At 65.5% G+C, this 26,395-nt stretch carries 24 protein-coding genes; 16 read left to right on the forward strand and 8 right to left on the reverse strand.

Annotated elements, in window-relative coordinates; all coding sequences use genetic code 11:
• Positions 1 to 4: 4 nt before the first annotated feature.
• The 3 genes from ACXJKC_RS13460 to ACXJKC_RS13470 are packed head-to-tail and all read right to left on the reverse strand — an operon-like array spanning position 5 to position 2,564.
• On the reverse strand, positions 5 to 844 hold the full coding sequence (locus ACXJKC_RS13460; protein ID WP_456697242.1) for a metal ABC transporter permease: 840 nt from the start codon (positions 842 to 844) through the stop codon (positions 5 to 7).
• Entirely contained in the window at positions 841 to 1,620 is a 780-nt protein-coding gene (locus tag ACXJKC_RS13465) for a metal ABC transporter ATP-binding protein (RefSeq protein ID WP_456697243.1), read from the reverse strand. The genes ACXJKC_RS13460 and ACXJKC_RS13465 overlap by 4 nt, the downstream gene beginning before the upstream one ends.
• Positions 1,617 to 2,564: a metal ABC transporter substrate-binding protein gene (locus ACXJKC_RS13470; RefSeq protein WP_456697244.1), complete on the reverse strand. Its 948-nt coding sequence runs from the start codon at positions 2,562 to 2,564 to the stop codon at positions 1,617 to 1,619. The genes ACXJKC_RS13465 and ACXJKC_RS13470 overlap by 4 nt, the downstream gene beginning before the upstream one ends.
• 160 nt (positions 2,565 to 2,724) lie before the next feature.
• Between ACXJKC_RS13470 and ACXJKC_RS13475 the strand changes: the two genes are divergently transcribed.
• Together ACXJKC_RS13475 and ACXJKC_RS13480 are read left to right on the forward strand one after the other, a co-directional pair.
• Positions 2,725 to 4,110 (forward strand): glycine--tRNA ligase, encoded by a 1,386-nt coding sequence (locus tag ACXJKC_RS13475; protein ID WP_456697245.1) that lies wholly within the window; start codon positions 2,725 to 2,727, stop codon positions 4,108 to 4,110.
• A gap of 25 nt (positions 4,111 to 4,135) precedes the next feature.
• A complete protein-coding gene (locus tag ACXJKC_RS13480) occupies positions 4,136 to 4,723 on the forward strand; it encodes a hypothetical protein (protein WP_456697246.1) in 588 nt (195 codons plus the stop codon).
• Positions 4,724 to 4,738: 15 nt separating this feature from the next.
• Here the strand turns inward: ACXJKC_RS13480 and ACXJKC_RS13485 are convergent, their stop codons facing one another.
• Positions 4,739 to 4,939 (reverse strand): DUF6458 family protein, encoded by a 201-nt coding sequence (locus tag ACXJKC_RS13485; RefSeq protein ID WP_456697247.1) that lies wholly within the window; start codon positions 4,937 to 4,939, stop codon positions 4,739 to 4,741.
• Between the two features lie 158 nt (positions 4,940 to 5,097).
• On the opposite strand from ACXJKC_RS13485, the gene dusB reads away from it, so the two are divergent.
• The 4 genes from dusB to ACXJKC_RS13505 all read left to right on the forward strand — a co-directional run bounded on the left by dusB (position 5,098) and on the right by ACXJKC_RS13505 (position 10,297).
• The gene (gene dusB / locus ACXJKC_RS13490) at positions 5,098 to 6,240 is read left to right on the forward strand and encodes a tRNA dihydrouridine synthase DusB (protein WP_456697248.1); all 1,143 of its coding nucleotides are present in this window, start codon (positions 5,098 to 5,100) and stop codon (positions 6,238 to 6,240) included.
• A 106-nt stretch (positions 6,241 to 6,346) separates the two neighbouring features.
• A complete protein-coding gene (locus ACXJKC_RS13495; RefSeq protein ID WP_456697249.1) occupies positions 6,347 to 8,275 on the forward strand; it encodes an ELWxxDGT repeat protein in 1,929 nt (642 codons plus the stop codon).
• Positions 8,276 to 8,374: 99 nt separating this feature from the next.
• A complete protein-coding gene (locus ACXJKC_RS13500) occupies positions 8,375 to 8,938 on the forward strand; it encodes a TetR/AcrR family transcriptional regulator (protein WP_456697250.1) in 564 nt (187 codons plus the stop codon).
• 99 nt (positions 8,939 to 9,037) lie between these two features.
• Positions 9,038 to 10,297: a uracil-xanthine permease family protein gene (locus tag ACXJKC_RS13505; protein ID WP_456697251.1), complete on the forward strand. Its 1,260-nt coding sequence runs from the start codon at positions 9,038 to 9,040 to the stop codon at positions 10,295 to 10,297.
• Between the two features lie 3 nt (positions 10,298 to 10,300).
• Here the strand turns inward: ACXJKC_RS13505 and ACXJKC_RS13510 are convergent, their stop codons facing one another.
• Together ACXJKC_RS13510 and ACXJKC_RS13515 are read right to left on the reverse strand one after the other, a co-directional pair.
• Positions 10,301 to 11,626, reverse strand: coding sequence for a PH domain-containing protein (locus ACXJKC_RS13510; protein WP_456697252.1), 1,326 nt, complete (start codon positions 11,624 to 11,626; stop codon positions 10,301 to 10,303).
• Positions 11,613 to 12,104 carry a PH domain-containing protein gene (locus ACXJKC_RS13515; RefSeq protein WP_456697253.1) on the reverse strand — a complete coding sequence of 164 codons (492 nt, stop codon included), beginning with the start codon at positions 12,102 to 12,104 and terminating at the stop codon, positions 11,613 to 11,615. The genes ACXJKC_RS13510 and ACXJKC_RS13515 overlap by 14 nt, the downstream gene beginning before the upstream one ends.
• A 130-nt stretch (positions 12,105 to 12,234) precedes the next feature.
• Here ACXJKC_RS13515 and ACXJKC_RS13520 point away from each other — a divergent pair, with 130 nt between their 5' ends.
• Genes ACXJKC_RS13520 through ACXJKC_RS13530 form a run of 3 tightly spaced genes read left to right on the forward strand, consistent with a single transcriptional unit; the run spans position 12,235 to position 16,450 of the window.
• On the forward strand, positions 12,235 to 12,435 hold the full coding sequence (locus tag ACXJKC_RS13520; RefSeq protein ID WP_456697254.1) for a hypothetical protein: 201 nt from the start codon (positions 12,235 to 12,237) through the stop codon (positions 12,433 to 12,435).
• Between the two features lie 53 nt (positions 12,436 to 12,488).
• Positions 12,489 to 16,040 carry a chromosome segregation protein SMC gene (smc, locus tag ACXJKC_RS13525; RefSeq protein WP_456697255.1) on the forward strand — a complete coding sequence of 1,184 codons (3,552 nt, stop codon included), beginning with the start codon at positions 12,489 to 12,491 and terminating at the stop codon, positions 16,038 to 16,040.
• On the forward strand, positions 16,037 to 16,450 hold the full coding sequence (locus ACXJKC_RS13530) for an acyl-CoA thioesterase (RefSeq protein ID WP_456697256.1): 414 nt from the start codon (positions 16,037 to 16,039) through the stop codon (positions 16,448 to 16,450). Before smc ends, ACXJKC_RS13530 begins: the two co-directional genes overlap by 4 nt.
• On the opposite strand, the gene ACXJKC_RS13535 is transcribed toward ACXJKC_RS13530, so the two are convergent.
• Entirely contained in the window at positions 16,378 to 17,241 is an 864-nt protein-coding gene (locus ACXJKC_RS13535; protein WP_456697257.1) for a M56 family metallopeptidase, read from the reverse strand. The two genes, ACXJKC_RS13530 and ACXJKC_RS13535, sit on opposite strands and share 73 nt — an antisense overlap.
• Entirely contained in the window at positions 17,238 to 17,606 is a 369-nt protein-coding gene (locus ACXJKC_RS13540) for a BlaI/MecI/CopY family transcriptional regulator (protein ID WP_456697258.1), read from the reverse strand. The genes ACXJKC_RS13535 and ACXJKC_RS13540 overlap by 4 nt, the downstream gene beginning before the upstream one ends.
• Positions 17,607 to 17,715: 109 nt before the next feature.
• On the opposite strand from ACXJKC_RS13540, the gene ACXJKC_RS13545 reads away from it, so the two are divergent.
• From ACXJKC_RS13545 to ACXJKC_RS13575, 7 genes are all read left to right on the forward strand, one after another.
• Positions 17,716 to 19,113, forward strand: coding sequence for a cytochrome ubiquinol oxidase subunit I (locus ACXJKC_RS13545; protein WP_456697259.1), 1,398 nt, complete (start codon positions 17,716 to 17,718; stop codon positions 19,111 to 19,113).
• 26 nt (positions 19,114 to 19,139) lie between these two features.
• A complete protein-coding gene (gene cydB / locus ACXJKC_RS13550; protein WP_456697260.1) occupies positions 19,140 to 20,177 on the forward strand; it encodes a cytochrome d ubiquinol oxidase subunit II in 1,038 nt (345 codons plus the stop codon).
• 5 nt (positions 20,178 to 20,182) lie between these two features.
• The gene (gene cydD, locus ACXJKC_RS13555) at positions 20,183 to 21,799 is read left to right on the forward strand and encodes a thiol reductant ABC exporter subunit CydD (RefSeq protein ID WP_456697261.1); all 1,617 of its coding nucleotides are present in this window, start codon (positions 20,183 to 20,185) and stop codon (positions 21,797 to 21,799) included.
• The gene (cydC, locus tag ACXJKC_RS13560) at positions 21,796 to 23,409 is read left to right on the forward strand and encodes a thiol reductant ABC exporter subunit CydC (RefSeq protein WP_456697262.1); all 1,614 of its coding nucleotides are present in this window, start codon (positions 21,796 to 21,798) and stop codon (positions 23,407 to 23,409) included. Before cydD ends, cydC begins: the two co-directional genes overlap by 4 nt.
• Positions 23,406 to 24,560, forward strand: coding sequence for a signal recognition particle-docking protein FtsY (ftsY, locus tag ACXJKC_RS13565; RefSeq protein ID WP_456697263.1), 1,155 nt, complete (start codon positions 23,406 to 23,408; stop codon positions 24,558 to 24,560). Before cydC ends, ftsY begins: the two co-directional genes overlap by 4 nt.
• Positions 24,561 to 24,800: 240 nt before the next feature.
• Positions 24,801 to 26,051 (forward strand): ammonium transporter, encoded by a 1,251-nt coding sequence (locus ACXJKC_RS13570; protein WP_456697264.1) that lies wholly within the window; start codon positions 24,801 to 24,803, stop codon positions 26,049 to 26,051.
• Positions 26,052 to 26,053: 2 nt separating this feature from the next.
• Complete coding sequence (locus ACXJKC_RS13575) at positions 26,054 to 26,392, forward strand: P-II family nitrogen regulator (protein ID WP_456697265.1); 339 nt, start codon at positions 26,054 to 26,056, stop codon at positions 26,390 to 26,392.
• Positions 26,393 to 26,395: the final 3 nt, after the last annotated feature.

Below are 26,395 nucleotides of genomic sequence, written 5' to 3' on the forward strand. Positions count from 1 at the left end.
CTCCTCAGGTTGCTTCCACGCGGTGACGCCGTGCATTGCCACGGCTGCGGATCGCGGCAGCGACCGATGCGAGGGCAAAGATGACCAGGGCCACCAGGACGATGGTAGGTCCGGGTTGCGTCTCGATCTGGTAGCTCGTCACGAGCCCGCCGACCGCTGCGATCAATCCGATCAGGATCGCGGCCAGATGGGTCGTGCGAAAGCTCCGCGTCAGCTGCTGGGATGCCGCGACCGGCACCACCATCAGCGCCGACACGAGCAACAGTCCCACAGTACGCATCGCCACGGTGATCGTGACGGCTGCCAGGATCGCGATCAGGATGCTGTAGAGCCGCACCGGGACACCGCTGACCTGGGCGTGTTCCTCGTCCTGGCACACCGCGAAGAGCTGGGGTGACAGGCCCAGGGACAGGCCGATCACGATCACGCCGAGGATGCCGACCACGACAAGATCGCCGGCTGACACCGTCGTGATCGCTCCGAACAGGTAGGCGTTGAGGCCGCTCGAACTCTCGTCGGCGAGGTTCATCAACAAGATCCCGCCGGCGATGCCGCCGTAGAACAGCATCGCCAAGGCGACATCGGCGCTCGTGCGGGCGTACATCCGCAGCAGTTCGATGACGATCGCGCCGAGCGACGCGACGATGACGGCAGTCAGGATGGGCGCGACGCCGGTCAGTACGCCCAGGGCGACGCCGGTCAGCGCCACGTGGCCGAGGCCGTCACCGAGCAGTGCAAGCCTGCGCTGGACCAGGAACGTGCCGATAGCGGGGGCGGCCAATCCGGTGAAGATGGCCGCCACAAGAGCACGGCGCATGAAGTCGTAGTCAAGCATTTCGATCATCGCCAGATTCCCTCTGCGCTGAAGCCGTCCGGTCGGTCGGGTTCGCCGCCGTGCCGGTGGATGTGCGAGTGCTCCTCGTCGTGGACCGCTTCGACGGGACCGTCGTAGGAGACTTCGCCGAACTTCAGCACGACAGCGCGATCGATCAGTGGACGCAGGGGGCCGAGCTCGTGTGCCACCAGCAGAACCGACGTCCCGTCGGTCACCAGGCCGGCCAAGAGTTCAGCAAGTGACTCCTGATTGTCGTGGTCGACGCCGGCGGTGGGTTCGTCCATGATGAGCAACTCGGCCTGGGAGGCCAAGGCGCGAGCGATCAGGGCACGCTGTTGCTGCCCGCCCGACATCTCGCTGACCGATGAGCGTGCCCGGTCAGAGAGCCCTACCCGGGCGATCGCCGCATCGACGGCGGCGAGGTCTTCCTTGGTGCGCCAACCGATGAAACGGCGGCGCGCCAGGCGTCCGCTCATCACAACCTCGTGGACCGTCGCGGGCACACCGGCGACTGCGCGCGTGCGCTGCGGCACATAGCCGAGCCGTTGGCGGTCGCGGAACTTGGCCAGAGGGGTCCCGAACAGCTCGACCGATCCGGCGCTGGTCGCGACGAGTCCGACGGCGGCGCGCACGAGCGTCGATTTTCCGGAGCCATTGGACCCCAAGAGAGCGACGAACTCTCCGGCGGTCACATCGAGGTCGACCCGGTTCAGCACGGGGCGTCCGTCGAGTGCCACGGTGACGCCCCGCACTGCAAGTGGTCGATCCGCGGGCAGCTCGCTCATTCGCAGGTGTTCGCCTTCTCCAGTGCCTCGAGGTTGTTCCGCATCAGGGTCAGATAGGTCTCGTCCTTGGTGTTCTTGGACAGCCCTTCGATGGGATCGAGCGTAGCGGTCCCGGCGCCGGTCTCGTTCGCAATGGTGTCGGAGATCGCCGGGCTCACGAGTTCCTCGGTGAAGATCGTGGTGATCTTCTCCTTGCGGACGAGCTGGGTGATAGCTGCCAGCTGGGAGGGGGAGGGCTCATTGCTGGGGTCGATTCCGGCGATCGCGACCTGCTGGAGGTCATAGCGTGCGGCGAGGTACTGGAAGGCTGCATGGCTTGTGACGATCGTGCGGGTGCGGCAGGTCTCCAGACCCGTCTTGAATGCGGTGTCGAGTTCGTTGAGTTCGGCGATCAGCCGATCGGCATTGGCTTCGAACTCGGCGGCGTGGTCCGGATCGGCCGCGGCGAGACGCGTCGAGGTGTCCTTGGCGAAGGCGATCATATTGCTCGGGTCGAGCCAGGTGTGCGGGTCTTCCTCGCCATGGGCGTGGCCGTCGTCGGCGTGGTGCTCCTCGTCCTCATCCGCCTCGTGCTCGCCATTTTTCTCCAGGGCGGGCTTGAGCGAGACCAATGACGCTGCGTCGAGTGTGTCGTCGTCAGAGCGTCCTGCCTGGTCGACGGCCTCATCCACCGCGGCCTGGAACCCTGACTGGTACAGCACCAGGTCGGCGTCCTGTACGGAGGCGACCTGCTTGGGCTTGAGCTCGACATCGTGGGCCTCGACGCCCGGCGTCGTCAGATTGCTGACGTCGACGTGTGTTCCGCCGACCTGCTCGGCGACGAAGGCCAAGGGATAGAACGACGCGACGACGGAGATCTTCCCGTCGTCCTTCGCATCGGACCCGCAGGCGGCGAGGAGAGCGACAAGCGGAACGACGGCGAGCAGGGCCAAGGACTTCTTCATGGGAATCATTCTCAAACAATGTGGGAATGATTGTCAATCCAGATCGGCCGGTCCCGGGTGTGACATGCCTCGCCGGTATCCTCAGTTGCACCTCGGGCGCCGGTCATCACGATGACCGGCCAAGGCCCGCCGACACCCAGCCGGATTGGAACATCCCCTCATGGCATCAACAGTCGACAACGTCATCAGCCTCAGCAAGCGCAGGGGATTCGTCTACCAGTGCGGCGAGATCTACGGCGGTACCAAGTCCGCTTGGGACTACGGTCCGCTCGGCGTCGAGCTCAAGGACAACATCAAGCGTCAGTGGTGGCGTTCGATGGTGCAGAGCCGCGACGACGTCGTGGGCCTCGACTCCTCGGTGATCCTGCCGACCGACGTCTGGAAGGCCTCCGGCCACCTCGCCGCATTCGTCGACCCGCTGGTCGAGTGCCAGAACTGCCACAAGCGCTACCGCCAGGATCACCTTCAAGAGGCCTACGCGGAGAAGAAGGGCATCGAAGACCCCGACTCGGTCACGATGGACCTCATCGTCTGCGCGGCGTGCGGAACGCGCGGCCAGTGGACCGAGCCGAAGATGTTCAACGGTCTGCTCAAGACGTTCCTCGGCCCGGTTGAGTCTGAGGAGGGCCTGCACTACCTCCGCCCCGAGACCGCCCAGGGCATCTTCATCAACTTCTCGCAGGTCATGACGACCGCGCGCAAGAAGCCGCCGTTCGGCATCGGCCAGATCGGCAAGAGCTTCCGCAACGAGATCACCCCGGGCAACTTCATCTTCCGCACCCGCGAGTTCGAGCAGATGGAGATGGAGTTCTTCGTCGAGCCGGGAACCGACGAGGAATGGCAAGAGACCTGGATGCAGATCCGCATGGACTGGTATACGAGTCTTGGCATCGACCCCGAGAACCTGCGTTTCTTCGAGCACCCCGCCGAGAAGCTCTCGCACTACTCCAAGCGCACCGTCGACATCGAGTACAAGTTCGAGTTCGCCGGGTCGACGTGGGGCGAACTCGAGGGCATCGCCAACCGCACCGACTTCGATCTCAAGACTCACAGCGAGCACTCCGGCAAGGACCTGCAGTACTTCGATCAGGCCAACAACACGCGGTGGACGCCGTACGTCATCGAGCCCGCGGCAGGCGTCAACCGTTCGATGATGGCCTTCTTGATCGACGCGTACGTCGAGGAGGACGTGCCCAATGCCAAGGGCGGCACCGACAAGCGCACGGTGCTCAAGCTCGACCACCGTCTGGCGCCGGTCAAGGCGGCCGTCCTGCCGCTGTCTCGCAATGAAGAGCTGTCGCCCAAGGCGCGGGCTCTGGCCACTGAGCTGCGCGGGTACTGGAACATCGAATTCGACGATGCGCAGGCGATCGGCAAGCGCTACCGCCGCCAGGACGAGATCGGCACGCCGTTTTGCATCACGGTCGATTTCGAGACGCTCGACGATCAAGCTGTCACGATCCGCTCGCGCGACACGATGCAGCAAGAGCGCATCGCGCTGGACCAGGTCACGGCCTATCTTGCGGCGCGTCTGCCGGGTTGCTGATCGCGTCGTGGCAGACAATCGGCTCGTGCTGACAACGAAGATTTCTGCCATGACGCTGATCGCGGCGCTCGCGCTGGCCGGCTGCTCCTCGGGATCGGACGGCAAGGCCGAGACGACACCCAGCCCGAACGTGCCCAGGGGCTTCGACGTGCCCGCGGGCGTCACCCTGACCAAGGGCGGCGCGAAGTTGGCGCAGGATGAGTCGGCCAGCGTCGTCTACCAAGTCGGAGACAAGGCCGCGAGTGCCGTGACGGTCAAGATCGCCGAGGTCAAGAGAGGGTCGATCAAAGACTTCGCCTTCTTCTCCCTCGACGATGCGACCAAGAAGGCCACGCCGTTCTACGTCACGGTCGAGGTCAAGAACGAGGGGCCCGCCGGGCTCGGCGGTGGCGCGCTGCCGATCTACGCCCACGACGACAGCAACACCAACCTGCAGGCGAGTGACATCGTCGGCACGTTCAAGCCGTGCCAGAAATCGAAGCTCCCGCCGAGTTTCCTGCCGGGGGCGTCGGCCACGTTGTGCCTGGTCTATCTCGTCCCGAAGGGGCGGGCCCTGGTTTCCGTCGACCTCCAGACGGGCTCGGCCAAGGACGCCATCACCTGGAAGCCCTGAGCGCCTGCGAGCGGGTCAGCGCGGCGGAAGATCATTTCGTCCGGCGTTGCGGGTGCGCTGGGCATTGGTCACGAGGCTGAGGACGATACCCAACGCGCCTGCGGCCATGCAGATGTAGCCGACGACAACCAGGTCGACGTCGGAGATGCGGTCCTGGACCGCGAACGCCAAGATGGCGCCGAGTGCAAGAAGTGCGATCGATCCACCGAAATACATGGTCGGTCCTCTCGTTGGGAGCATTGCGGCATGGGAGCTTACGCAAAGCGATGTTCGGCATGTACCCACTGTCGCCCCGTCCAAACTGCCGAGGCTCTGTGCGAGCGCTGGGCGGTGGCGGTTTCGACAACCATGGACGGGGTGAGGACAATGGAGTCATGTCCGTCGCCGCACTGCCTCGTTCTCTTCGGCTCGGCGATATCGAGGTGGACACGCCTGTTGTGCTGGCGCCGATGGCCGGAGTCACGAATGCGGCATTCCGACAGCTCTGCGCCGAGCAAGGTGCTGGACTGTACGTCTGCGAGATGATCACATCGCGCGGCATCGTCGAGGGCGACCGCACGAGTCTGTCGATGCTGACGTTCGCACCCAATGAGAAGTACAAGTCGGTCCAGTTGTACGGCATCGACCCCGCGACGATCGGCCGCGCAGTCGAGATCCTGTGCGCGGATCACGGCGTCGATCACGTCGATCTCAATTTCGGCTGTCCCGTCCCCAAGGTGACCCGCAAGGGCGGGGGAGCGGCATTGCCCTGGAAGGACGTCCTTCTGGGGCAGATCCTGACGGCGTCGGTCAAGGCCGCCGCGCCTTACGGGGTGCCGGTCACGATGAAGACGCGCAAGGGTATCGACGACGATCACCTGACCTACCTCGACGCGGGGCGCATCGCCGAGGACACCGGAACGGCCGCGATCGCATTGCACGGCCGGACCGCGGTGCAGCACTACTCCGGGCGGGCCGATTGGGATTCGATCGCCGAGCTCAAGTCCGCAGTCGCTATCCCGGTTCTCGGCAACGGCGACATCTGGGAGGCTGCCGACGCGATACGGATGGTCGAACAGACCGGCTGCGACGGTGTGGTCGTCGGTCGTGGCTGTTTGGGCCGGCCCTGGCTGTTCCGCGATCTGGCCGCAGCGTTCGCGGGGGAGCGGGTCGTCGAACTGCCGACGCTCGGTGAGGTCGCGGCCATCATGCGCCGCCACGTCGAACTTCTGGCCGGCATCCTGGGCGAGGAACGTGGCTGCATTGAGTTCCGCAAACATATTGCTTGGTATCTCAAGGGATTCGCCGCCGGCAAGGATGTTCGTCACCAACTCGGAATGGTCTCGTCATTCGCCAACCTCGATGAGCTGCTTGCCAGGCTCGACCCGTCTGAGGCCTACCCGGTGGGCGAGCTCGGCACGCCACGTGGACGGCAGGGCACCCCCAAGAAGGTCTCGGTGCCTGATGGGTGGCTCAACAGCCGCACGATCGATGCCCCGCTCGACCCATTGGCAGAGGACGGCACATCGGGCGGCTGAACTTTTTTGGAAAGGGGCTTGCATCAGCCATTACGTTACGTTACGTTTCATTACGTAATTATTCGTCACGTAATGGCCTGTGGGCCGCTCATCCGAAGGATCAACCATGCAGACTGTATCCCGCACGATCGGCGGCGCGGCGTCGATCGCGCTCGCCTCGTCCCTGCTCCTCGCGACGCCGGCTTCGGCCGCCGCGCCGGCCCCCGTCCACCTCGGCAATTACGGAAATGTGGGCCTGCAGATCCACTCCGAAGCCACGGACATGGGTTCCTACCTCCTGTTCGCAGGATCAACCGACGCCGGAATCGAGCTGTGGCGCACAAGCGCGACGGTCGCCAGTACCCAGGGCGTCAAGGACATCAATGTCGGCGGGCCGAGCAGTGCGCCGCGGTTGTTCACCCGCGCTGGAAGCACGGCCTACTTCGTCGCCACCACGGCGGCGCACGGGCGCGAGCTGTGGAAGACCAACGGAACGTCCGGCGGAACGGTCGAGGTAGAAGACCTCGTCCCGGGCACGGGCGGACCCGCGATCGACGATATCGCGGCCCTCGGCGACAAGATCGTCTTCAGCGCTGACGTCGAGGCCAATGGCGGCGACGAGCTCTGGATCTCCGACGGCACGCCAGCCGGCACCACATTGGTCAAAGACATCAACGCCGCGGGTGACTCGTCGCCCAGCAACCTCACGGTGCATGACGGCGAGGTGTACTTCGCGGCCAACAACGGATCCCATGGTCGCGAGCTGTGGAAGACCGACGGCACGACCGGAGGCACCGTGATGGTCGACGACGTCAATCCCGGAAATGGCAGCAGCAGCCCAGCGGAGCTGGTCAGCGACGGCTCGACCCTCATTTTCTCCGCGGTCGATGCGCAGGGGCGGGAGATCTTCCGATCCAAGGGCACCGCGCCGAGCACCTACCGGATGCGGGACATCAATCCAGGAGCAGCCAACAGCAATCCGACGCGCCTGACGGCGACCGGCGGAGCGACGTTCTTCACCGCGCAAGACCCCGCGCACGGCGACGAGCTGTGGAAGACCGACGGGACGATCGGCGGCACGGTGCTCGTCAAGGACATCCAACCGGGAACCAACGGGTCGACGCCCAACGAGCTCACCTCCAACGGCGACACGATCGTGTTCCGCGCGGCCGGAACAGGCAACGACGCCGAGCTGTGGACCAGCGACGGCTCCGCTGCTGGTACCCGCCTGGTCAAGGACATCCGTCCCGGAGCAGCCGGCAGCAGCCCGCGCGACTTCTCGGTCAACCCCGACACCGGGCGGACGTTGTTCAGCGCCGACGACGGTTCATCAGGCGTTGAACTGTGGCTCACCAACGGCACCGCCGACGGCACCGCACGGATCTCCGACCTTGCGCCGGGATCTGCCACCAGCGACCCCGCCCCGGTCGGCGCGGTCGGCAGCGGCGCGATCTTCCGGACAGTCGGGCAGGGCGGGTCGAAGCTGTGGGTCCTGCAGACCGACGGGTTGGAGGTCGTCCTGGCCGGCACTCCGTCGGTCTCGGGCCAGGCCGCAGTGGGCCGCACGTTGACCGCCGCCACCGGCGTCTGGGAGGCAGGCGCGAGCTTCTCCTACACCTGGCTGCGTGACGGGGTGTCGATCCCCGGCGCCACCAGTGCCACCTATCGGGCTACCGTCAAGGATCACGGTCGCAAGCTCAGCGCCCGCCTCACCGGTCACAAGGACGGCAACGTCTCGCTCGCCAAGACCTCCGCCGCAGTCACCGTCAAGGTAGGCACACAGGTCAAGCGTCCGACGCCGAGCATCACCGGTAGCAAGAAGGTCGGACGGACCCTCAAGGTCAAGAAGCGTTCGTTCGACAGCGGCGTCAGCAAGAGCTACCGGTGGTTGCGCAACGGCAAGGTCATCAAGGGCAGCGCGGCCAAGAAGTCGAGCTACAAGCTGCGCTCAGCCGACAAGGGCAAACGGATCCAGGTCAGGGTCACGGTCAAGAAGCCGGGCTACACGACTGTCGTCAAGACCTCGAAGAAGACCGCGAAGATCAAGAAGAAGTAGACGCTGACCTGCGGTGGCCGTCCCCAGACCGGGACGGCCACCGCGTCGTACCCGTCGCGGTGCACCGGTCCGCGACAGTCAAGAAGATAGGCTCGATCCATGGCGCGTCCCCGCAACCCCCAGCTCGACTCGCAGATACTGCACGCGACCCGGCGCCTGCTGGAGCGCGAAGGTGTCGAGCACCTGACCATGGACGCGATCGCCGTCGAAGCCAATGTCAGCAAGCCGGCGATCTACCGCCGCTACGCCAACAAGGACGAGATCGTCCTGTCGCTGAACATCGCCGACTCGGTGCCTGCGGTCAGCATCGACACCGGCTCGTTCGGCGATGACATCCGGGCTGTGTGCGCAAGCCTCATCGCCTCGCTCAAGACCATGCCTCGCAATGTCGCAGGTCCACAGCTCGGCATGGCGATCGCCGACGAGTCGTCCTCGCAGCGATTCCTCGACAACATGGCGCACCCCACGCTCGAGCTGATGCAACAGATCTGGGAGCGAGGTGTCAGTCGCGGCGAGGTCGATCCCGACCTCGACTTCATGACCGCAAAGGTTGCCCTCGGCACCAGCGTCATCTTCTCGATCCTGCTTTACCGGCTTGACCCCGATGGGCCCGAGGTCCAGCAGGTCATCCAGCAGTGGATCAACGGGGTGCGGCTGCGCTGACCTGGGCGGCTTCGCCCGCCCCCATTGCGGAAGTGAGATGTCAGCCGATAGCGTCCTGCCCGGTGCGCGTGCGTGTGCACCTCGACACGGAGGACCCCCATGCCCCTGACCTGGACTCTGCACGGCGACGGCCGCACGATCACCGACGGCGAGATCGTGGCCCCCAGCGAGCGGCTGAGCTGGCCACGCACGGTCGGTTTCGGCTCCCAGCACGTCATCGCGATGTTCGGTGCGACGTTCCTGGTACCTGTCCTGACCGGGTTCCCGCCCTCGACCACGATCTTCTTCTCCGGCATCGGGACGCTGTTGTTCCTCGTGCTGACAGGCAACAAGCTGCCCAGCTACTTGGGATCTTCGTTCGCGTTCCTTGCCCCTATTGCTGCGGCGAAGGCCGGCGGGGACGACATCGGCACCGCCTTGTTCGGCGTGTTGGCGTGCGGTGTGCTGCTAGCGCTGGTCGGAGTCATCGTCCTGGTCACCGGCACGGGCTGGATCCAGGTCCTGATGCCGCCGGTCGTTGCCGGTGCGATCGTCGCCCTGATCGGCTTCAATCTGTCAGGCGCCGCGACCTCCAACTTCGCGAAAGCACCGTGGACCGCCCTGGTCACACTGGCCGTTGTGCTCCTGGTCGTTGTCGTCTCACGCGGGCTCATGGCCCGGCTCGCGATCCTCGTCGGAGTCGTGGCAGGTTACCTCTTCGCGCTAGCCGCAGGTGCGATCGATTTCACCGCCGTCGAAAAGGCGGACTGGATCGGCCTTCCCGACTTCCAGTCGCCGACCGTCGCCTGGTCGGTGCTGCCGGCGTTCATCCCGGTCGTCCTGGTGCTGATCGCCGAGAACGTCGGACACGTCCGCAGCGTCGCTCAGTTGACCGGTGACGACTCGATCAATCAACTGACCGGGCGCGCCCTGCTGGCAGACGGAATCGCGACGACGTTGGCCGGTTCCGCAGGCGGTTCAGGCACGACCACTTACGGCGAGAATATCGGTGTCATGGCCGCGACCCGGGTCTATTCCACGGCCGCCTACTGGGTGGCAGGTTTCGTCGCGATCGCGCTGGGGCTGTCTCCCAAGGTCGGAGAGGTCATCCGCACTGTTCCGCCGGGAGTGCTCGGTGGCGTGACGGTCGCGCTGTACGGCCTGATCGGCATCATCGGCATCAAGATCTGGATCGACAACAACGTCGACTTCTCGCTGCCGGTCAATCAGTTCACGGCAGCTGTCGCCTTGGTCATCGGGATCGGCAATCTGACGATCGTCGTCGGTGACATGACGTTCGAGGGAATCGCACTCGGCACAATCGCGGCGCTAGTCGTTTTCCACGTCATGTCGACGATCGAGCGCCTGCGGTCGAGCTGACGCTCAGATACGAGAGGCCCTCGCGCGTTCCAGTTGGGCGAGCATCGCCGTCCGCGCATCGCCTGCGTCGAGATTGCGGCCGTCGGCATTCACGGGTCCCTTCGGCGTGTGAACCTCGACTGTTGCGACATTGCGCCTTCGCTGAAGCGGTCCCTGCCGCAATTCGACCGACTGGGTCTTGCGGTGCGGCACGATGCTGGTGGTCTGTTCGATCCAGCCTTCATGGGCGATGAACGTCGCGGGGTCCGCCGCGATCCAGCGGTAGCGCCAGCCGATCGGCGCGAACAGCCAGGACCGTCGCGGGGCACGGGTGCGCACCTGATCGATGTGCGCCGGATCGACGATGGACGTGCCGGGGATCAGCTCGGCGATGATGGCATTCGCGAGCGCCGGATCGCTGATCGGCAGCAGCGTCGACGACGAGTTCTGCCCTTGCTCCTCGGCGCCGGCCGCATATCCGGCGATATCTACCTCGAGGCGCTGCCAGCCGAAGCGTCGCCAGACGAACGGCTCCTTGATCGCGATGCCCTGCACGCGGTCCCACGGAATCGTCTGTGAGGTGCGTGAGAGCAGGCCGCGCTCGATGCGCAGACCCCGCTCGCCGCGCGAGAGGGTGAAGTCCCATTGCTGGACGACACGGCCCATCGCGATCTGCCCCAACCAGGTGGCGAGCGGAATGATGCCGCCCAGGAGGATCACGATCTGGCTGAACCAGATCGCGGCGGTGACGAGTGCGATCGTGCCGACGGCCGCGAACAAGAAGTCCAGCGACAGCAAGGTGCCGATCACGATGCGTTCTGGGGGTACGCGCGTGATGATGCTGCGTTGCTCGTCTCGATCCACCGCGAGTTCTTCGCCGTGAGCGCGTGACAGCAGGATCTGCCGCAGGTTTCGGGCATCTGCGAGCTTGAGGAACTTCAGGGACGTGCGTGATTCCTTGCCACCTGCCATCTCGATGCGGAGCTCAGCGAGTCCGAGGACGCGGGCGACGATCGGCTCGGCGATGTCGACTGACTGGATCCGCTCGTACGGGATCCGTCGTGAGGCCTTGGTGAGGACCCCGGAGTTGATCCGCAGTTCGGTCCCGTCGATGACGTAACGAGTGAAGCGCCATGAGACGAAGCCGAAGGCCAGACCGAGGGCCATACCTCCGGCCAGAGCTATGAGCAGCGCGAAGACGGGGTGAAGATTGCCCAAGCCTTCGCCGCTGATCATCGAGCCGAACAGACCCGCGCTCGCGGCCACCGCGAAGACCGCGCCCTGGACGATGGCGGTCAGGGGATGGGTGCGCAAGCCCGTGGTTTCGGCCACGACTTCAGATCCCGGCACCGTGTGCCTCCCCGAGCTCGGTCAGCCGATTGCGCAGCCGGGTCGCCTCAGGGGCGTTCAGCCCTGGGATGTCAGCCGCCGTCTCGGTGCTCGCGGTATGCAGGGTGACTGTCGCGATGCCGAAGGCCCGGTGCAGGGGGCCGGCCTGCACGTCGACGAATTGCATGCGGCCGTAGGGGATCGCCACGAGGCGTTTGAACATGACCCCGCTCGTGACAAGTAGATCGTCGGCGTTCTCGGCATAGCCCCAACTGCGCTGGTTGCGGGCCGCCCAGGTCCATCCGAAGACTGCGCCGGCGACTGCCAGGACGAGCACGATGGCCCCGATCCAGCGCAGCTCCGGCAGCAACACGAGCAGTCCGGCTCCGACGAGAGCGGTGATCGTCGCGGATGCGACGACCACGATGCGGCGGACCGTCGCGAGTCGCGGAGACACCCGCTGCCAGTGGTCCTCGGCCGGTGCGAAGAGTTCATCCATCCCGTCAGGGTAGCCACGCCCGGCGAAGTTGACCCGACGCCGTCTGCGGTGGGAGACTGATAGACGCAGAACGTGATTTCTGCCCTTGCTTTCAGTCCCCATCAGTCAGCTCAGCTCGCGGAGAACAGTCATGGCCAAGGCACTTGTCGGATTTATCGGTGGACCCACTGCCGACCAGGCACGCGAGACCGCGGTGCTGCGACGTCGCGTCGCCGATCTGGAGCGCGAGGTGCTGCGTCTCAAGGTCGAGAACGACGGCCTGCTCGCGGCGCTGCGTGAGCGTATGGACCAGGTCACGGCAAGCGACCTCGCCGAGCCTGTCGCCCACTAGTCGACCCTCGCACTAGGGTGGCTCCTATCCGCCGTACGCAGTAGGAGCCGAAGTTGTACCTCAAGAGCCTCACTCTTCGTGGGTTCAAGTCATTTGCCTCTTCGACGACCCTGCAACTCGAACCGGGTATCACGTGTGTCGTCGGGCCCAATGGATCCGGCAAGTCCAATGTCGTCGACGCGCTGTCGTGGGTCATGGGCGAACAGGGCGCCAAATCTTTGCGCGGCGGCAAGATGGAAGACGTCATCTTCGCCGGCACGTCAGGTCGTCCGCCGTTGGGACGCGCCGAAGTCGTCCTGACGATCGACAACTCCGACGGTGCCTTGCCGATCGAGTACACCGAGGTCACGATCTCGCGCACGATGTTCCGCAATGGCGGATCCGAGTACGCGATCAATGGCAATACCTGCCGACTGCTCGACGTGCAGGAGTTGCTGAGCGACTCGGGAATCGGCCGCGAGATGCACGTCATCGTCGGTCAGGGCCAGCTCGACAGCGTCCTGCGGGCGACGCCGGAAGAACGCCGCGGCTTCATCGAGGAGGCCGCAGGCGTCCTGAAACACCGCAAACGCAAAGAGAAGGCAATCCGCAAGCTGGATGCCACGCAGGGCAATCTGACTCGCCTCAACGACGTACTGACCGAACTGCGCCGTCAGCTCAAGCCTCTGGGACGCCAGGCCGAGGTCGCGCGACGGGCCGCTGTCATCCAGGCCGACGTCCGCGACGCCCGGTCGCGGATCCTCGCCGACGACATCGTGACGGCCCGCACCGTCATCGCCGAGGAGTTGGCCGACGAGTCGGCGTTGAAGGCCAAACGGCAAGAGGTCGAGAAGGCGATCGCGACGGCCCGCGAGCAGGAGATCGTCCTGGAGGACCAGCTCCGTGAGGATTCGCCGCGGCTGTCCGCCGCGCAGGAGACGTGGTACAGCCTGTCGGGTCTGCGCGAGCGGATCCGCGGGACCGCCGGTCTCGCCAATGAGAGGGTGCGGCTGGCGGCGGTGGAAGCCGAAGACCGGCAAAGCGGCCGCGATCCCGAAGAGTTCGAGGCCGACGCGCGTCGCGCACAGGAACAGCATGAGCAGCTCAGTGCCGGAGTCGCCGAGGCGACGGCTGCGTTGGAAGCGGTCATCGTCGAGCGCAATCAGGCTGAGACGGCGTACACCGCCGAGGAGCGTCGGGTCGCCGGTCTGCTGCGGGCCGCCGCCGATCAGCGCGAAGGTCTGGCCCGGTTGCATGGTCAGGTCAACGCCTTGAAGAGTCGCGCGACCGCGGCAGGCGAAGAAATCGGACGTCTGACCGTTGCACGCGACGAGGCCGAGTCGCGGGCTGCCGAGGCGCAGCGGCAGTTCACGGCGCTGGAGAACGAGATCGCAGGTCTCAATGCCGGTGAATCCGGACTGGACGAAGAACTGGAAGAGGCCGAGGAAGCGCTCAGCAAGGCATCGACGGTCATCGCGGAGTTGGCCGGGCAACTGCAGGACGCCGAGCGTCAGCAGGCAGCTCTCACGGCCCGCAAGGAAGCGCTCGAACTGGGACTGGCCCGCAAGGACGGTGCTGGTGCGTTGCTGGCGGCGACCGATGAGATCAGCGGGCTGCTCGGCTCGGTCGCGGCTCTCTTGACCGTCCGTGCAGGCAGTGAGACCGCGATCGCTGCAGCACTTGGTTCAGCCGCCGATGCCGTGGCCGTCGACCATCTCGACACCGCGATCTCCGCGATGGAGAAGCTCAAGTCCGAGGATCTCGGCCGCGCCGGCATGCTGCTGGGCGGGGGAGACGTCGACGATTCCACCTGGCCCGGGCTGCCCGACTTCGCGACGTATGCGATCGATGTAGTCGACGGTCCAGATGCTTTGCAGGGCGCTTTGCGGCGGTTGCTGTTCAAGGTCGCGGTGGTCGACACGCTGGATCAGGCGCAGGAAGTCGTCCGGCTGGCGCCCGACGTCACTGCGGTGACACGAGACGGCGATGTGCTGGGTGCACATTTCGCCGCAGGCGGTTCGACGTCCAAGCAGAGTCTGATCGAGGTCCAGGCCGCGATCAGCCAGGCGGACGAGGATCTCGCGAACGCGGTGCACACATTGGAACGTCTGCGTTTCGAGCGCGAAGCCGCGACGGCGGTTCAGCTGGCCGCGCAGGAGCGCGTCGATGCGGCGCTGGGACAGTTGCACGAATCCGACGCCACGATGGCAGCCGTGGCCGAGAACCTCGGTCATCTCGGCGCGACGTCGCGGGCCGCGCGCGGTGAGGCCGACCGCCTGTCTGCGGCGATCGTCAAGGCCGAGGAGTCGATGGCCGGTGACCAGTCGGGACTCGCAGAGCTTGAGGAACGTCTGAGCCAGGCGGAGTCGGCACCGGAGGACGAGCCCGACACGGCCCTGCTCGAGGAGCTGGCCGAAACAGCCTCGGCGTCCCGCAAGGCCGAGACCGAGGCGCGTCTGGCGTTGCGTACGAACGAAGAACGTGCCCGCGCGCTGGCCGCGCAGGTCAAAGCATTGTTCGAGGCCGCGGCGGCCGAGCGTGAGGCCAGACTGCGTGCGGCCGAGCGTCGAGCCCGTCAGTTGCGTGAGGCCGAGATCGCCAAAGCAGTGATCCTGGCCAGTGACCAGGTGCTGGCCAGACTCGATCATTCCATCGCGACGGCGTCGGCGTTGCGCACCGAGATCGAGGCCTCCCGATCCGGCAGCGAAGAGGCTTTGCGAGCAGTGCGGGGCCGGTTGCGTGAACTCAGCAGCGAGCTCGACAGCTTGACTGACACGGTGCACAAGGACGAGATGGCCCGGGCCGAGCTGCGACTGCGGCTCGAGGGACTGGAGAGCCGGGCGCTCGAAGAACTCGGGATCGAGGTCGAGACGCTGGTCGCCGAATACGGTCCTGACCAGCTGGTCCCGCCGATCACTGTCGAAGGCGAAGACGATTCGCTGCCGACCGAAGCCATTCCGTACGAACGTGAGGCGCAGGTCAAACGTCTGCGCAATGCCGAACGGTCGATGGCGATGCTCGGCAAGGTCAATCCGCTGGCGCTCGAGGAGTTCACGGCGCTGGAGGAACGACACCAGTTCCTGTCCGAGCAGCTCGATGATCTGCGCAAGACCCGCCAGGATCTGCTCGACATCGTCGAAGAGGTCGACGCGAAGGTCGAACAGGTCTTCACCGAGGCCTGGTACGACGTCGAGAGCGCATTCCAGCACGTCTTCACTCGACTGTTCCCCGGTGGTGAGGGCCGCATCCTGCTGACCGATCCGCAGAACATGCTGACGACGGGTATCGACGTGGAGGCACGCCCGGCGGGCAAGAAGGTCAAGCGGCTGTCATTGCTGTCCGGCGGTGAGCGTTCGCTGGTCGCGGTGGCGTTCCTGGTCGCTCTGTTCAAGGCGCGGCCGAGCCCGTTCTACATCCTCGACGAGGTCGAGGCCGCACTCGACGACGCGAACCTCGGCCGTCTGCTCGAGCTGTACGAAGAGCTGCGCGCCAATTCCCAGCTCATCGTCATCACGCACCAGAAGCGGACCATGGAGGTCGCCGACGCACTGTACGGCGTCTCGATGCGCGGCGATGGCGTGTCGGCCGTGATCAGCCAGCGCCTCCGCGAGGAGGAGTCTGCGTGAGCGGACGTTCGGACTTCGCCGTCTTGCGCACCATCACGACGCGTTGGGAGGACGAGGATGCGTATGGCCACGTCAACAACGTCGTCTACTACTCCTACTTCGACACTGCGGTCAACGGGTACTTGATGGACGCGACCGGCGTCGACACACGCAAGCTCTCGGCAGTGGGCCTGGTGGCCGAATCAGGCTGCCAGTTCATGCGCGAACTGACGTTTCCGGCCGATATCCAGGCCGGTCTTGCTGTCACGAAGCTCGGGACGTCGAGCATCGTGTACCGCATCGGCCTGTTCCAGGGCGAAAGCGATGAACCGGCCGCGATCGGCAAGTTCGTCCATGTCTATGTCGACGCCGAGACCAGGAAACCGACGCCGATCCCAGACGCGATCAGGAAGGCCGTTTCCGTCCTCTGAACCAGCCCCCGACCCAGGGCCGGTGCGCTGGCGTCCACCTGTGCGACGTTCTTGGACGCCTCACCTCCGGCGCCCAATGCTCCTGCCGGCGTGGTCCCACCGGCCAGGGCGACGATCGCACGCGCGAGTGCACTGTCGCCGGCGACCTTGCGTGCGGCGTCATCGGCCATCAGCTCGACCAGGACCTGGCTCTGCTGCAGTGGCGCATCAGTGCGAAGCGGCCGGGGGAATGCGCGGTGCAGTACGCCGAATCCTTCGAGCACGAGGTCGTGACGAATGCGGACGTGGGCGCGTTCGTGTTCCAGGACGGCTTGCAACGACTCGTCGTCGAGGGCGTCCAGGGTTCCCTGCGAGATCACGACGCGCGGGTCCCGTCGCCGCGGGATGCAGTACGCGATGGGGGTCTCTTCGGCCAGGATCCTCACCGCTGGCAGCGCTCCGTGAGGTTCGCCGAGCAGATCGACGAGTTCGCGGTGCCGACGCCGTCTGGCGGACGTCTCGTGCCAGACCTGCCACGCGGCCCACCAGAAGCGGGCCCACACCATGACACCGATCGCCAGGATCGCCAGGTGCAGGCCTATTCGCCACCAGCTGAGCTGGTCATCGGTCACGAGCCACAGGGCAGTGGACAAGGCAGCGCCGGAGATCGCCAGCACGGCCGCCAGCGCGAGGGACTGCCACAGCACGACGCCGGCTGCCGGAGACCGATGAGGCCACGTCATCGTGGCCAACAACGCCGGAACCGGCAGCGCGAGCGCCAGTCCGATCAGTCCCAGCAGCAGCGGGGTCACTGCGAGTTCCGGGACTCGATCTCATCGAGCGCGGCGCGCAAGGCCTGGGCCTCGGCCGGATCGACGGTGCGCGCGAAGTGCACCAGCGCCGCCGTGCGATCTGCTCCTGCCTCGTCGAGCGCCGCATGCAGCAGCTCAGAAGTGGCGGCGTCGCGGCTGAGCGCCGGGGCGTAGCGGAACGCCCGACCATCACGCTCACGGCGGACCATCTCCTTGGTCCCGAGGCGGTCCAACACGGTCATGACGGTCGTATAGGCCAGATCGCGGTCGCCGAGGCGTTCAAGTACTTCGCGCACGGTCAGCGGCGCATCGCCGTCCCACAGGACGTTCATGACGGAGCGTTCGAGCTCTCCCAATCGGGGCATGTGACCCATTCTACTACGAGAGGTAGTACCTGCTGTTGCGGACCTCCCCGCGACTTACTACAGTCGGTAGTACTTACTACGCGAAGTAGTAGACAAAAGGGAGTCGAGCATGGAAGTCCTGGATCTCGCGCGGTGGCAGTTCGGCATCACGACCGTCTACCACTTCTTCTTCGTCCCACTGACGATCGGTCTGTCCGTGCTGGTCGCGATCATGCAGACGATCTGGTGGCGGACGGGCAACGAGCGCTGGCTCCGGCTCACCAAATTCTTCGGCAAACTGTTCTTGATCAACTTCGCGATGGGTATCGCAACCGGGATCGTGCAGGAGTTCCAGTTCGGCATGAACTGGAGCGATTACTCGCGTTTCGTCGGCGATATCTTCGGCGCCCCACTGGCGATCGAAGGCCTGCTGGCGTTCTTCCTCGAATCGACGTTCCTCGGACTGTGGATCTTCGGTTGGAGCCGACTCAAGCCGGGTCTGCACCTGGCCTGCATCTGGATTGCCGCCCTCGGCACGGTCTTCTCGGCGTACTTCATCCTTGCCGCCAACTCATTCATGCAAAATCCCGTCGGTTACACGCTCAACGGCGAGAAGGGCCGTGCTGAGCTCACCGACTTCGGCGCGGTCTTGACCAACAAGGTCCTCACCGTGACCTTCCCGCACCAGATCTTCGGCTGCTTCATGGTCGCTGGTGCCTTCGTCGCGGGCATCGCCCTCTGGCACATGATGCGCAATTCAGATGGAGATGGTGCGTTTCGCTCAGCCTTCCGTATGGGGGCGGTGGTCCTGTTGATCTCTGGAGTGGGCACGATCATCACCGGCGACTTCCAAGGCAAGGTCATGACCGAGGTTCAGCCCATGAAGATGGCTGCCGCCGAGGCGCTGTACGAAGACGCCCAGCCCGCACCGTTCTCGCCCCTGACGATCGGCACCCTCGACGGCTCCGAACCGTTGCTCCAGCTCGAGATCCCCAAGGTCCTGTCGTATCTGGCCACTGGGACGTTCGACGGCAAGGTGCGCGGCATCAATTCGCTGCAGGCCGAGTACCAGGAACGCTTCGGTCCCGGCGACTACACGCCCAATATCCCGGTGACCTACTGGACCTTCCGCCTCATGATCACCGCCGGCGGCATCGCGATGGCGATGGGCGCACTGATGTTGTGGGCGACGAGACGCGGCCGCATCCCGACGTCGAAGTGGTTCCTGCGGGGTGCGATCGCCTTGCCACTGCTGCCCTTGGTAGCGAACTCCTTCGGCTGGATCTTCACCGAGATGGGTCGTCAGCCATGGGTCGTGTTCGGCCTCATGAAGACCTCGGCAGGTGTCTCGCCCAGCACGTCGGTGGCCGAGGTCGCGACCTCGCTGATCGGCTTCACGCTGTTGTACGGCGTCCTCGCCGTCATCGAGGTCAGGCTCCTGCTCGGGTACGTCAAGAAGGGGCTGCCCGAGCTCGAACCACCCGCCGACCCCGATGACGTCGACGCACCCCTCGCGTACGCGTACTGACCCGGCCCGAGAAAAGGAAGAGTGACATGGAACTGACAACGTTCTGGTTCATCATCATCGCGGTGCTGTGGGTCGGCTATCTCGTGCTCGAGGGCTTCGACTTCGGCGTCGGCATGCTGGTAGGTCTGCTGGCCAAGGGCGACAAGGAACGACGAGTCCTGATCAACACGATCGGCCCGGTGTGGGACGGCAACGAGGTGTGGCTCATCGTGGCCGGCGGTGCGACGTTCGCTGCCTTCCCCGAGTGGTACGCGACGTTGTTCAGCGGTTTCTACCTGCCGCTGTTCCTGATCCTGATCGCGCTCATCGTGCGCATCATCGGTCTGGAGTTCCGCTCCAAGCGCCCCGAAACGTGGTGGCGTGGCCGCTGCGACGCCGCGATCATCTTCGGTTCGGTCGTGCCGGCGCTGCTGTGGGGAGTCGCCTTGGCCAATATCGTGCACGGTGTCCCGATCGATGCCGACAAGGAGTTCGTCGGCAATCTGTTCGACTTGCTCAATCCGTACGCGCTGCTGGGCGGCGCGGTCACGGTGTCCGTGTTCTTGGTGCACGGCGCCTTCTTCATCGGGCTCAAGACCGTCGGCCCGATCCGCGAACGGGCCATCGAGCTGGGTCTACGCATCGGTGTCGTCGCGGCGCTGCTGACGTCGGCCTTCGTGGTCTGGACCGCGGCATCGGACGGAGATCTGGTGGTGTGGCTCCTCGGTATCGCGGTGCTGGTGTCCTTCGTGTTCGCCATGACCGCTGCCGTCGGCCGCCGGGACGGCTGGGCCTTCGCCGGGACGGCCTTGGCCATCGGCCTGCTCGTCGTGATGCTGTTCGCATCGCTGTTCCCAGCGGTCATGCCGTCCTCGCTGGACCCGGCGTGGGATCTGACGACGACGAACGCTGCCTCGACGCCTTACACATTGAAGATCATGTCGTGGGTCGCGGTGGTGTTCACCCCGATCGTGGTGATCTACCAGAGTTGGTCGTACTGGGTGTTCCGCCAGCGCATCGGCGTACATCACATTCCTGAAGATACGAGTCCTGTGGACGCGAGTCCGACTGAAGCGGGGCACTGACAGTCATGGCGCCTCTGGATCCACGACTCGTCCGACGTTCCCGGGGAGTGCGACGGCTCCTCGTCATGAGCATCGCTCTCGGGTTGGCAACGGCTGCGACGGTCATCGCAGTGGCCTATTGCGTTGCCGAGGTCGTGGCACGCCGGTTCGTCGACCAGCCTCTCGCCGGACTCGGGGTGGCGATCATCGTCGGGTTGAGCGTCCGGGCCCTGATCGCCTGGCTCCACACCGCGGTGTCGGCTCGTGCCGCCGCAACGGTCAAGGCCGAACTCCGGCACGAGGTCGTCGATGACCTGCTCGACCCACGCCGGCTGGGGCCGAGGCCGAGCAGCTCCAGCGTCGTGGCGCTGCTCGGCCCAGGACTGGATGCTTTCGACGGCTATATCGGTAGATTCCTGCCCCAGGTCGTGCTCTCGGCGCTGGTGCCACCGCTGGTGCTGGTCGCGATCGTCAGCGCCGACGTCATGTCGGCGGTCATCATCGCGGTGACCTTGCCGATGTCGATCGTGTTCCTGGTACTCGTCGGCCTCGTGACGAAGGATCGAATCGACCGGCGCTGGCAGGCATTGCAACGCCTGGGCCGTCACTTCGCCGACGTGCTCGACGGTCTGACGGTGCTCAAAGTGTTCGGACGCCGCCAGGAGGCCGGCTTGCGCGAGGTCGGTGATCGCCACCGTCGCGAGACCGTCCGTGCGCTGCGGCTCGCCTTTCTCTCCTCGTTCGTCTTGGAGCTGTTCTCGACCCTGTCGGTCGCATTGGTGGCTGTCAGCGTCGGACTCCGGGTGGTCGAAGGGCATCTGGCATTGGGCCCGGCGTTGTTCGTTCTGCTGCTGGCACCCGAAGCGTTCGCTCCCATCAAGCGGCTCGGCGCGAACTTCCACGACAGCACCGCCGGCGCCGAGGCGACGGTCGAGTTGCTGGCGTTGCTCGATCACGACAGACATTCGGGCGTAGAGCCTGCGCCGGACCTGCGCGGCGCCCAGATCGTGCTCGATGGCGTCGTCGTGCGCCATGAGGGCCGGACCGAGCCGAGCCTCGACATCGGTCACATCCGCGTTCAGGCCGGCGAGTTCGTGGCGGTGACGGGGCCGTCAGGTTGCGGCAAGTCGACTTTGCTGTCGGTGCTGATGGGCTTCGAACGTCCCACGACAGGCTATGTACTCGTCGACGACGTCGATCTGGCTTCGGTCGATCCAGCCAGTTGGCGGCAACAGATCGCCTGGGTGCCACAGGTGCCGGGTTTGGTCGCGGGCACGGTCGAGGACAACGTGCGCCTGGGTGATGCCGGGTCGAGCCGTGCCGAGGTCGTCGACGCGCTGCGTGATGCGGGTGCCGCCGATCTTGCGTTGGATCGAGTCGTCGGCGAGACAGGAGACGACATCTCGGCCGGTGAGCTCCGGCGCCTCGCGGTGGCTCGAGCCGTGCTGCGGGTGCGTCGAGGCGATGCGCGCCTTGTGCTGCTCGACGAACCGACCGCGGGGCTCGATACGGCGCGCGAGACCGTCGTGCTGAGAACACTGCGTGACCTGCGGGTCACCGTCATCGTCGTCGCGCACCGTCCGGAGACGATCGCGGTAGCCGATCGCGAACTGCGACTCAACCGAAGGCTGGTTCTGGCGTGAGCAAACATTCTTCGGGCAAACTCTTCTGGGGACGCGTCTTCGGAATTCTGTCGCAGCTTGCCGGCATCGGTCTGCTGTTGACATCGGCGTGGCTCATTGTGAGAGCCGCCGAGCAGCCGCCGGTGCTGTACCTCATGGTCGCGATCGTGTCGGTCAGATTCTTGGGGCTCTCACGAGCGGCCCTGCAGTACGTCGAACGGCTGCTGACCCACGACGCCGCATTCGCTCGCGTGACCGAGGCGCGGATCGCGGTCTATCAGGACCTCGACCGGATCGCGCCGAGCGGGATGCCCGCGCATCGGCGGGGTGATCTGGTCAGTCGGGTCGTGTCCGATGTCGACGCGGTACAGGATCGGGTGCTTCGGCTGCGCGGTCCGTGGATCGTCGCGTTGGCTTCGACGACGGTCACGGTCGTCGTGATCTCGCTGCTCGATCTGACGTCAGGCCTGATCCTGGCCGATATCGCGATCATTTCGATGATCGTGATCCGAGTGCTGGTCCCGTGGTCGGTGCGCGCGACCGGTGTCCGGACAGCTGGCTGGCGCGGTGACCTCGCGGCAGACGTCTCGCAAGCGGTCTTGGCCGCGCCTGATCTCGTGGCCTATGAGGCGACCGACGTCCTGCGGGACAAGACCCATCGCAGTATCGGCCGGTTGGCGCGGGCCCAGCGTCGAGGGGCCTGGCTGAGCGGTTCGGGCGAAGCATTCGTGCTCGTGGCGACCGGGATCGCGGTCGCATCGATCGCAGCGCTGTCGGCTGGGCTGGCGCCCGTGGTGATCGGCGTGGTGGTGCTTGCGCCGCTCGCATTGATCGAGCCGCTGTCGGCCTTGGTCGAAGCAGAACGGCTGCGGCCGGAGATCGAGGGCGCCGAGGACCGTCTCGCCGAACTCAAGGACGCAGCCGCCGCGATCGACGATCCGGCCGCACCCGCACCTATGCCGGTCGCCGTAGATCTCGTCGTGCGCGATCTTGCGGCTGGTTGGACGTCGACGGTCGTTTCGGGCGTGTCCTTCGAGGTGCCTGAAGGAGCCGTCGTCGGTCTCGAGGGGCCAAGTGGATCGGGCAAGAGCACCGTCGCGCAGACCTTGGCCCGGCTCATCGAACCCCGCGCAGGCCACATTCTGCTGGGCGGGTCGAATGTGCGGACGTTGGCCGCCGCCGATGTGCGGGCCACGATCGGCTACCTCGGCCAGGACGAGATCGTGTTCGACACGAGTATCAGGGAGAATCTGCGTATCGCAGATCCGGCGGCCACGGACGGTCAGTTGTACGACGCTCTGCGCACCGCGGGACTCGGCGATTTCGTGACGTCCCTGCCCGATGGACTCGACACCGTGCTGGGGGAGCGGGGCAACAAACTCTCCGGCGGTGAACGTCAACGGCTGTGTCTGGCACGGCTCGTGCTGGGTGGGCACCGGATCCTGATCGTGGACGAACCGACCGAGCACCTCGACGCCGCGGCGGCCGAGGCACTGATGGACGATCTGCTGGCCATGGCGCCACAGCGCAGTCTGGTCGTCATCAGCCATTCGGCGACGGTGTTGGATCGGATCGCCCAGGTCACGTCGCTTGGCGGTTCGCGTGCCGCCACCCATAGGATCGCGGTGTGAGCCCTGAACTGATTATCGGCATTGTCGTCGCTGTCCTCGTCCTGCTGGGAGGAGGCGCTGCGCTCGTCACGACCCGCAACCGCAAGCAGCTGCCACCGGCCGGTCCGAAGCCGACGATCGAGGCGCCCTCGCAACCCGAGACCGAAACGGCTCCTGAGCTACAGCCCGAGATCGTGCTCGAGCCGGAGGCTGACGAGCCGATCGCGCCGGTTTCGACCCTCGATCGACCAGAGGCTCCCCAGGGACGCCTGGTGCGTCTGCGCGCCCGTCTGGCCAAGTCACAAGGTTCGCTCGGCAAGGGACTGCTCGCAGTTCTCGGTCGTGCGACGCTCGACGATGCCGCGTGGGAAGAGATCGAAGACACCCTGCTGGCTGCCGATGTCGGAGTCACGGCCACTGACGAATTGGTCGAGAACCTGCGTACCAAGCTCAAAGTCGAAGGCATCAAGGACCCCGAAGTCGCCAAGACGGCATTGCGAGATGAACTCGTGCGCCTGATCGACCCCACGGCCGATCGTTCTCTCAAGTCGACCGGCTCCGACGGCAAGCCCGGTGTGGTCCTCGTTGTCGGCGTCAACGGAACTGGCAAGACCACGACCGTGGGCCGTCTGGCTCGCGTTCTGGTCGCGGGGGAGCAGAGCGTGCTGCTGGGAGCCGCGGACACGTTCCGTGCCGCCGCCGCCGATCAGTTGCAGACGTGGGGCGAGCGGGTCGGTGTCCCGACAGTCCGCGGCCCCGAGGCCGGAGATCCGGCCAGCGTCGGCTTCGAAGCCGTTCAGAAGGGCATCGCCGAGGGCGTCGACGTCGTGTTGGTCGACACCGCCGGGCGTCTGCACACCAAGTCGGGCTTGATGGACGAGCTGGGCAAGGTCAAGCGCGTCATCGAGAAGCAGGCGCCTGTCACCGAGGTGCTCCTCGTGATCGACGCCACGACGGGGCAGAACGGTCTGACCCAGGCTCGGGTGTTCGGTGAGGTCGTCGACGTCACGGGCATCGTCTTGACCAAGCTCGACGGAACCGCGAAGGGCGGGATCGTGATCGCGGTCCAGCGCGAGCTCGGCGTACCGGTCAAGTTCGTGGGTCTCGGCGAGGGCGCCGACGATCTGGCCCCCTTCGACGCCGAAGAGTTCGTCGACGCCCTCCTGTCCTAGTCGACGCGAGTTACCCGCGAGTGGTGCGGGTTGGACGTTTTGAGACGGCGAGTCTGTCCAGGACGCACCGCTCGGAGCGCCTTTCGCACCACTCGGAGGCGGGCTCGTAACACGGTGTTTACGCGGTCGTCGATTTCGTCACGCTCGTGAAACATCCGAGGCCGCCTACCGAAATCCTCCGCAACCAGGCTGAGACGCAGTGGGAGACACCAGCCCGCACGAATCAACCTCGGAGGTCTCATGGATACCGGCGATACCGCATGGATCTTGGCCAGCTCGGCCCTTGTCCTGCTCATGACGCCAGGACTGGCGTTCTTCTACGGCGGGATGGTCCGCTCCAAGACGGTGCTCAACATGATGATGATGAGCTTCTCGGCTCTTGCCATCGTGCCGGTGCTCTGGGTCTTGTACGGGTACTCGATCGCGTTCAGCCCGGACGGCAATCAGTTCTTCGGCGGACTCAAGCGTCTGGGACTCGACAACATCTCGGTCGACACGGTGTACGGGACGATTCCCGAGTACGTCTTCGTCGGCTTCCAGCTGATGTTCGCGATCATCACCTTGGCACTCATCAGCGGTGCGATCGCCGACCGGGCCAAGTTCTCGGCGTGGCTCGTATTCGTCGTCGTGTGGATCACGATCGTGTACTTCCCGGTCGCTCACTGGGTTTTCGACTTCGGCGACAACGGCGGCTGGATCGCGACCAAGCTTGAAGCGATCGACTTCGCCGGAGGTACCGCGGTACACATCAACGCCGGTGCGGCGGGCCTGGCGCTCGCGCTGGTGCTCGGCAAGCGGGTCGGCTGGAAGCGTGATCCGATGCGTCCGCACAACCTGCCGTTCGTGCTGCTCGGCGCTGGACTGCTGTGGTTCGGCTGGTTCGGTTTCAACGCCGGATCGGCTGTCGGGGCGAACGGACTGGCCGGGCTGGCCTTCGTCAACACCGCCGTGGCCACCGGTGCAGCCATCATCGGCTGGATCGCGATCGAGATGCTCCGCGACAAGAAGGGCACGAGCCTCGGCGCCGCATCGGGTGCGATCGCGGGCCTGGTCGCCATCACCCCGGCTGCGGGTGCGCTCTCGCCGGTCGGCTCGATCATCCTCGGTCTCATCGCCGGTGCGCTCTGTGCGCTCGCGGTCAGCCTCAAGTACAAGTTCGGCTACGACGATTCGCTGGACGTCGTGGGCGTCCACCTCGTCGGTGGTCTTGTCGGCACGATCATGATCGGCTTCCTGGCCGTCGGCGACGTCGGACTGTTCTACGGGGGCGACCTGTCCCAGCTGTGGAAGCAGTTTGTGGCAGCCTTCGTCGTGCTGGCCTACTCGTTCGTCCTCACGTACATCATCGGTAAGTTGATCGATGTGACGATCGGCTTCCGAATCAGCGAAGAGGACGAGGTGACCGGTATCGACCAGGTCGAACATCTGGAAACCGCGTACGACTACGTCGGCAGCAGCGCCGGCGGTTCACACTTCTCGAAGGAGCTCTGAGCATGAAACTCGTGACAGCGGTCATCAAGCCGCACAAGTGGGAAGAAGTCCGTGAAGCGCTCGCTGCCGCAGGTGTGGCCGGCATGACGGTGACCGAGGCCAGCGGATACGGCCAGCAGAAGGGTCATACCGAGGTCTACCGCGGCGCGGAGTACGACGTGTCGCTGGTCCCGAAGATCCGCCTCGAAGTCGTGGTCGACGACGCCGAGGTCGACACCGTGGTCGCCACGATCACGACTGCGGCACAGACCGGCAAGATCGGTGACGGCAAGGTGTGGGTCGTGCCGGTCGACTCGGTCGTCCGGGTCCGTACGGGCGAAACTGACGAAGCAGCGCTCTGATCT

The sequence above is a fragment of the Aeromicrobium sp. P5_D10 genome, from assembly GCF_054049535.1.

Excerpts from the sequence above, each read along its gene's own strand:
- dusB (WP_456697248.1), top strand. The coding sequence starts at position 5,098 with ATGTCCGTCGCCGCACTGCCTCGTTCTCTTCGGCTCGGCGATATCGAG.
- cydD (WP_456697261.1), top strand. The coding sequence starts at position 20,183 with ATGGCGCCTCTGGATCCACGACTCGTCCGACGTTCCCGGGGAGTGCGA.
- ACXJKC_RS13575 (WP_456697265.1), top strand. The coding sequence starts at position 26,054 with ATGAAACTCGTGACAGCGGTCATCAAGCCGCACAAGTGGGAAGAAGTC.
- ACXJKC_RS13460 (WP_456697242.1), bottom strand. The coding sequence starts at position 844 with ATGATCGAAATGCTTGACTACGACTTCATGCGCCGTGCTCTTGTGGCG.
- ACXJKC_RS13505 (WP_456697251.1), top strand. The coding sequence starts at position 9,038 with ATGCCCCTGACCTGGACTCTGCACGGCGACGGCCGCACGATCACCGAC.
- ACXJKC_RS13495 (WP_456697249.1), top strand. The coding sequence starts at position 6,347 with ATGCAGACTGTATCCCGCACGATCGGCGGCGCGGCGTCGATCGCGCTC.
- ACXJKC_RS13465 (WP_456697243.1), bottom strand. The coding sequence starts at position 1,620 with ATGAGCGAGCTGCCCGCGGATCGACCACTTGCAGTGCGGGGCGTCACC.
- ACXJKC_RS13520 (WP_456697254.1), top strand. The coding sequence starts at position 12,235 with ATGGCCAAGGCACTTGTCGGATTTATCGGTGGACCCACTGCCGACCAG.
- ACXJKC_RS13570 (WP_456697264.1), top strand. The coding sequence starts at position 24,801 with ATGGATACCGGCGATACCGCATGGATCTTGGCCAGCTCGGCCCTTGTC.
- ACXJKC_RS13470 (WP_456697244.1), bottom strand. The coding sequence starts at position 2,564 with ATGAAGAAGTCCTTGGCCCTGCTCGCCGTCGTTCCGCTTGTCGCTCTC.
- cydB (WP_456697260.1), top strand. The coding sequence starts at position 19,140 with ATGGAACTGACAACGTTCTGGTTCATCATCATCGCGGTGCTGTGGGTC.
- ACXJKC_RS13500 (WP_456697250.1), top strand. The coding sequence starts at position 8,375 with ATGGCGCGTCCCCGCAACCCCCAGCTCGACTCGCAGATACTGCACGCG.
- ACXJKC_RS13515 (WP_456697253.1), bottom strand. The coding sequence starts at position 12,104 with ATGGATGAACTCTTCGCACCGGCCGAGGACCACTGGCAGCGGGTGTCT.
- ACXJKC_RS13485 (WP_456697247.1), bottom strand. The coding sequence starts at position 4,939 with ATGTATTTCGGTGGATCGATCGCACTTCTTGCACTCGGCGCCATCTTG.
- ACXJKC_RS13540 (WP_456697258.1), bottom strand. The coding sequence starts at position 17,606 with ATGCCCCGATTGGGAGAGCTCGAACGCTCCGTCATGAACGTCCTGTGG.
- ACXJKC_RS13545 (WP_456697259.1), top strand. The coding sequence starts at position 17,716 with ATGGAAGTCCTGGATCTCGCGCGGTGGCAGTTCGGCATCACGACCGTC.
- ACXJKC_RS13475 (WP_456697245.1), top strand. The coding sequence starts at position 2,725 with ATGGCATCAACAGTCGACAACGTCATCAGCCTCAGCAAGCGCAGGGGA.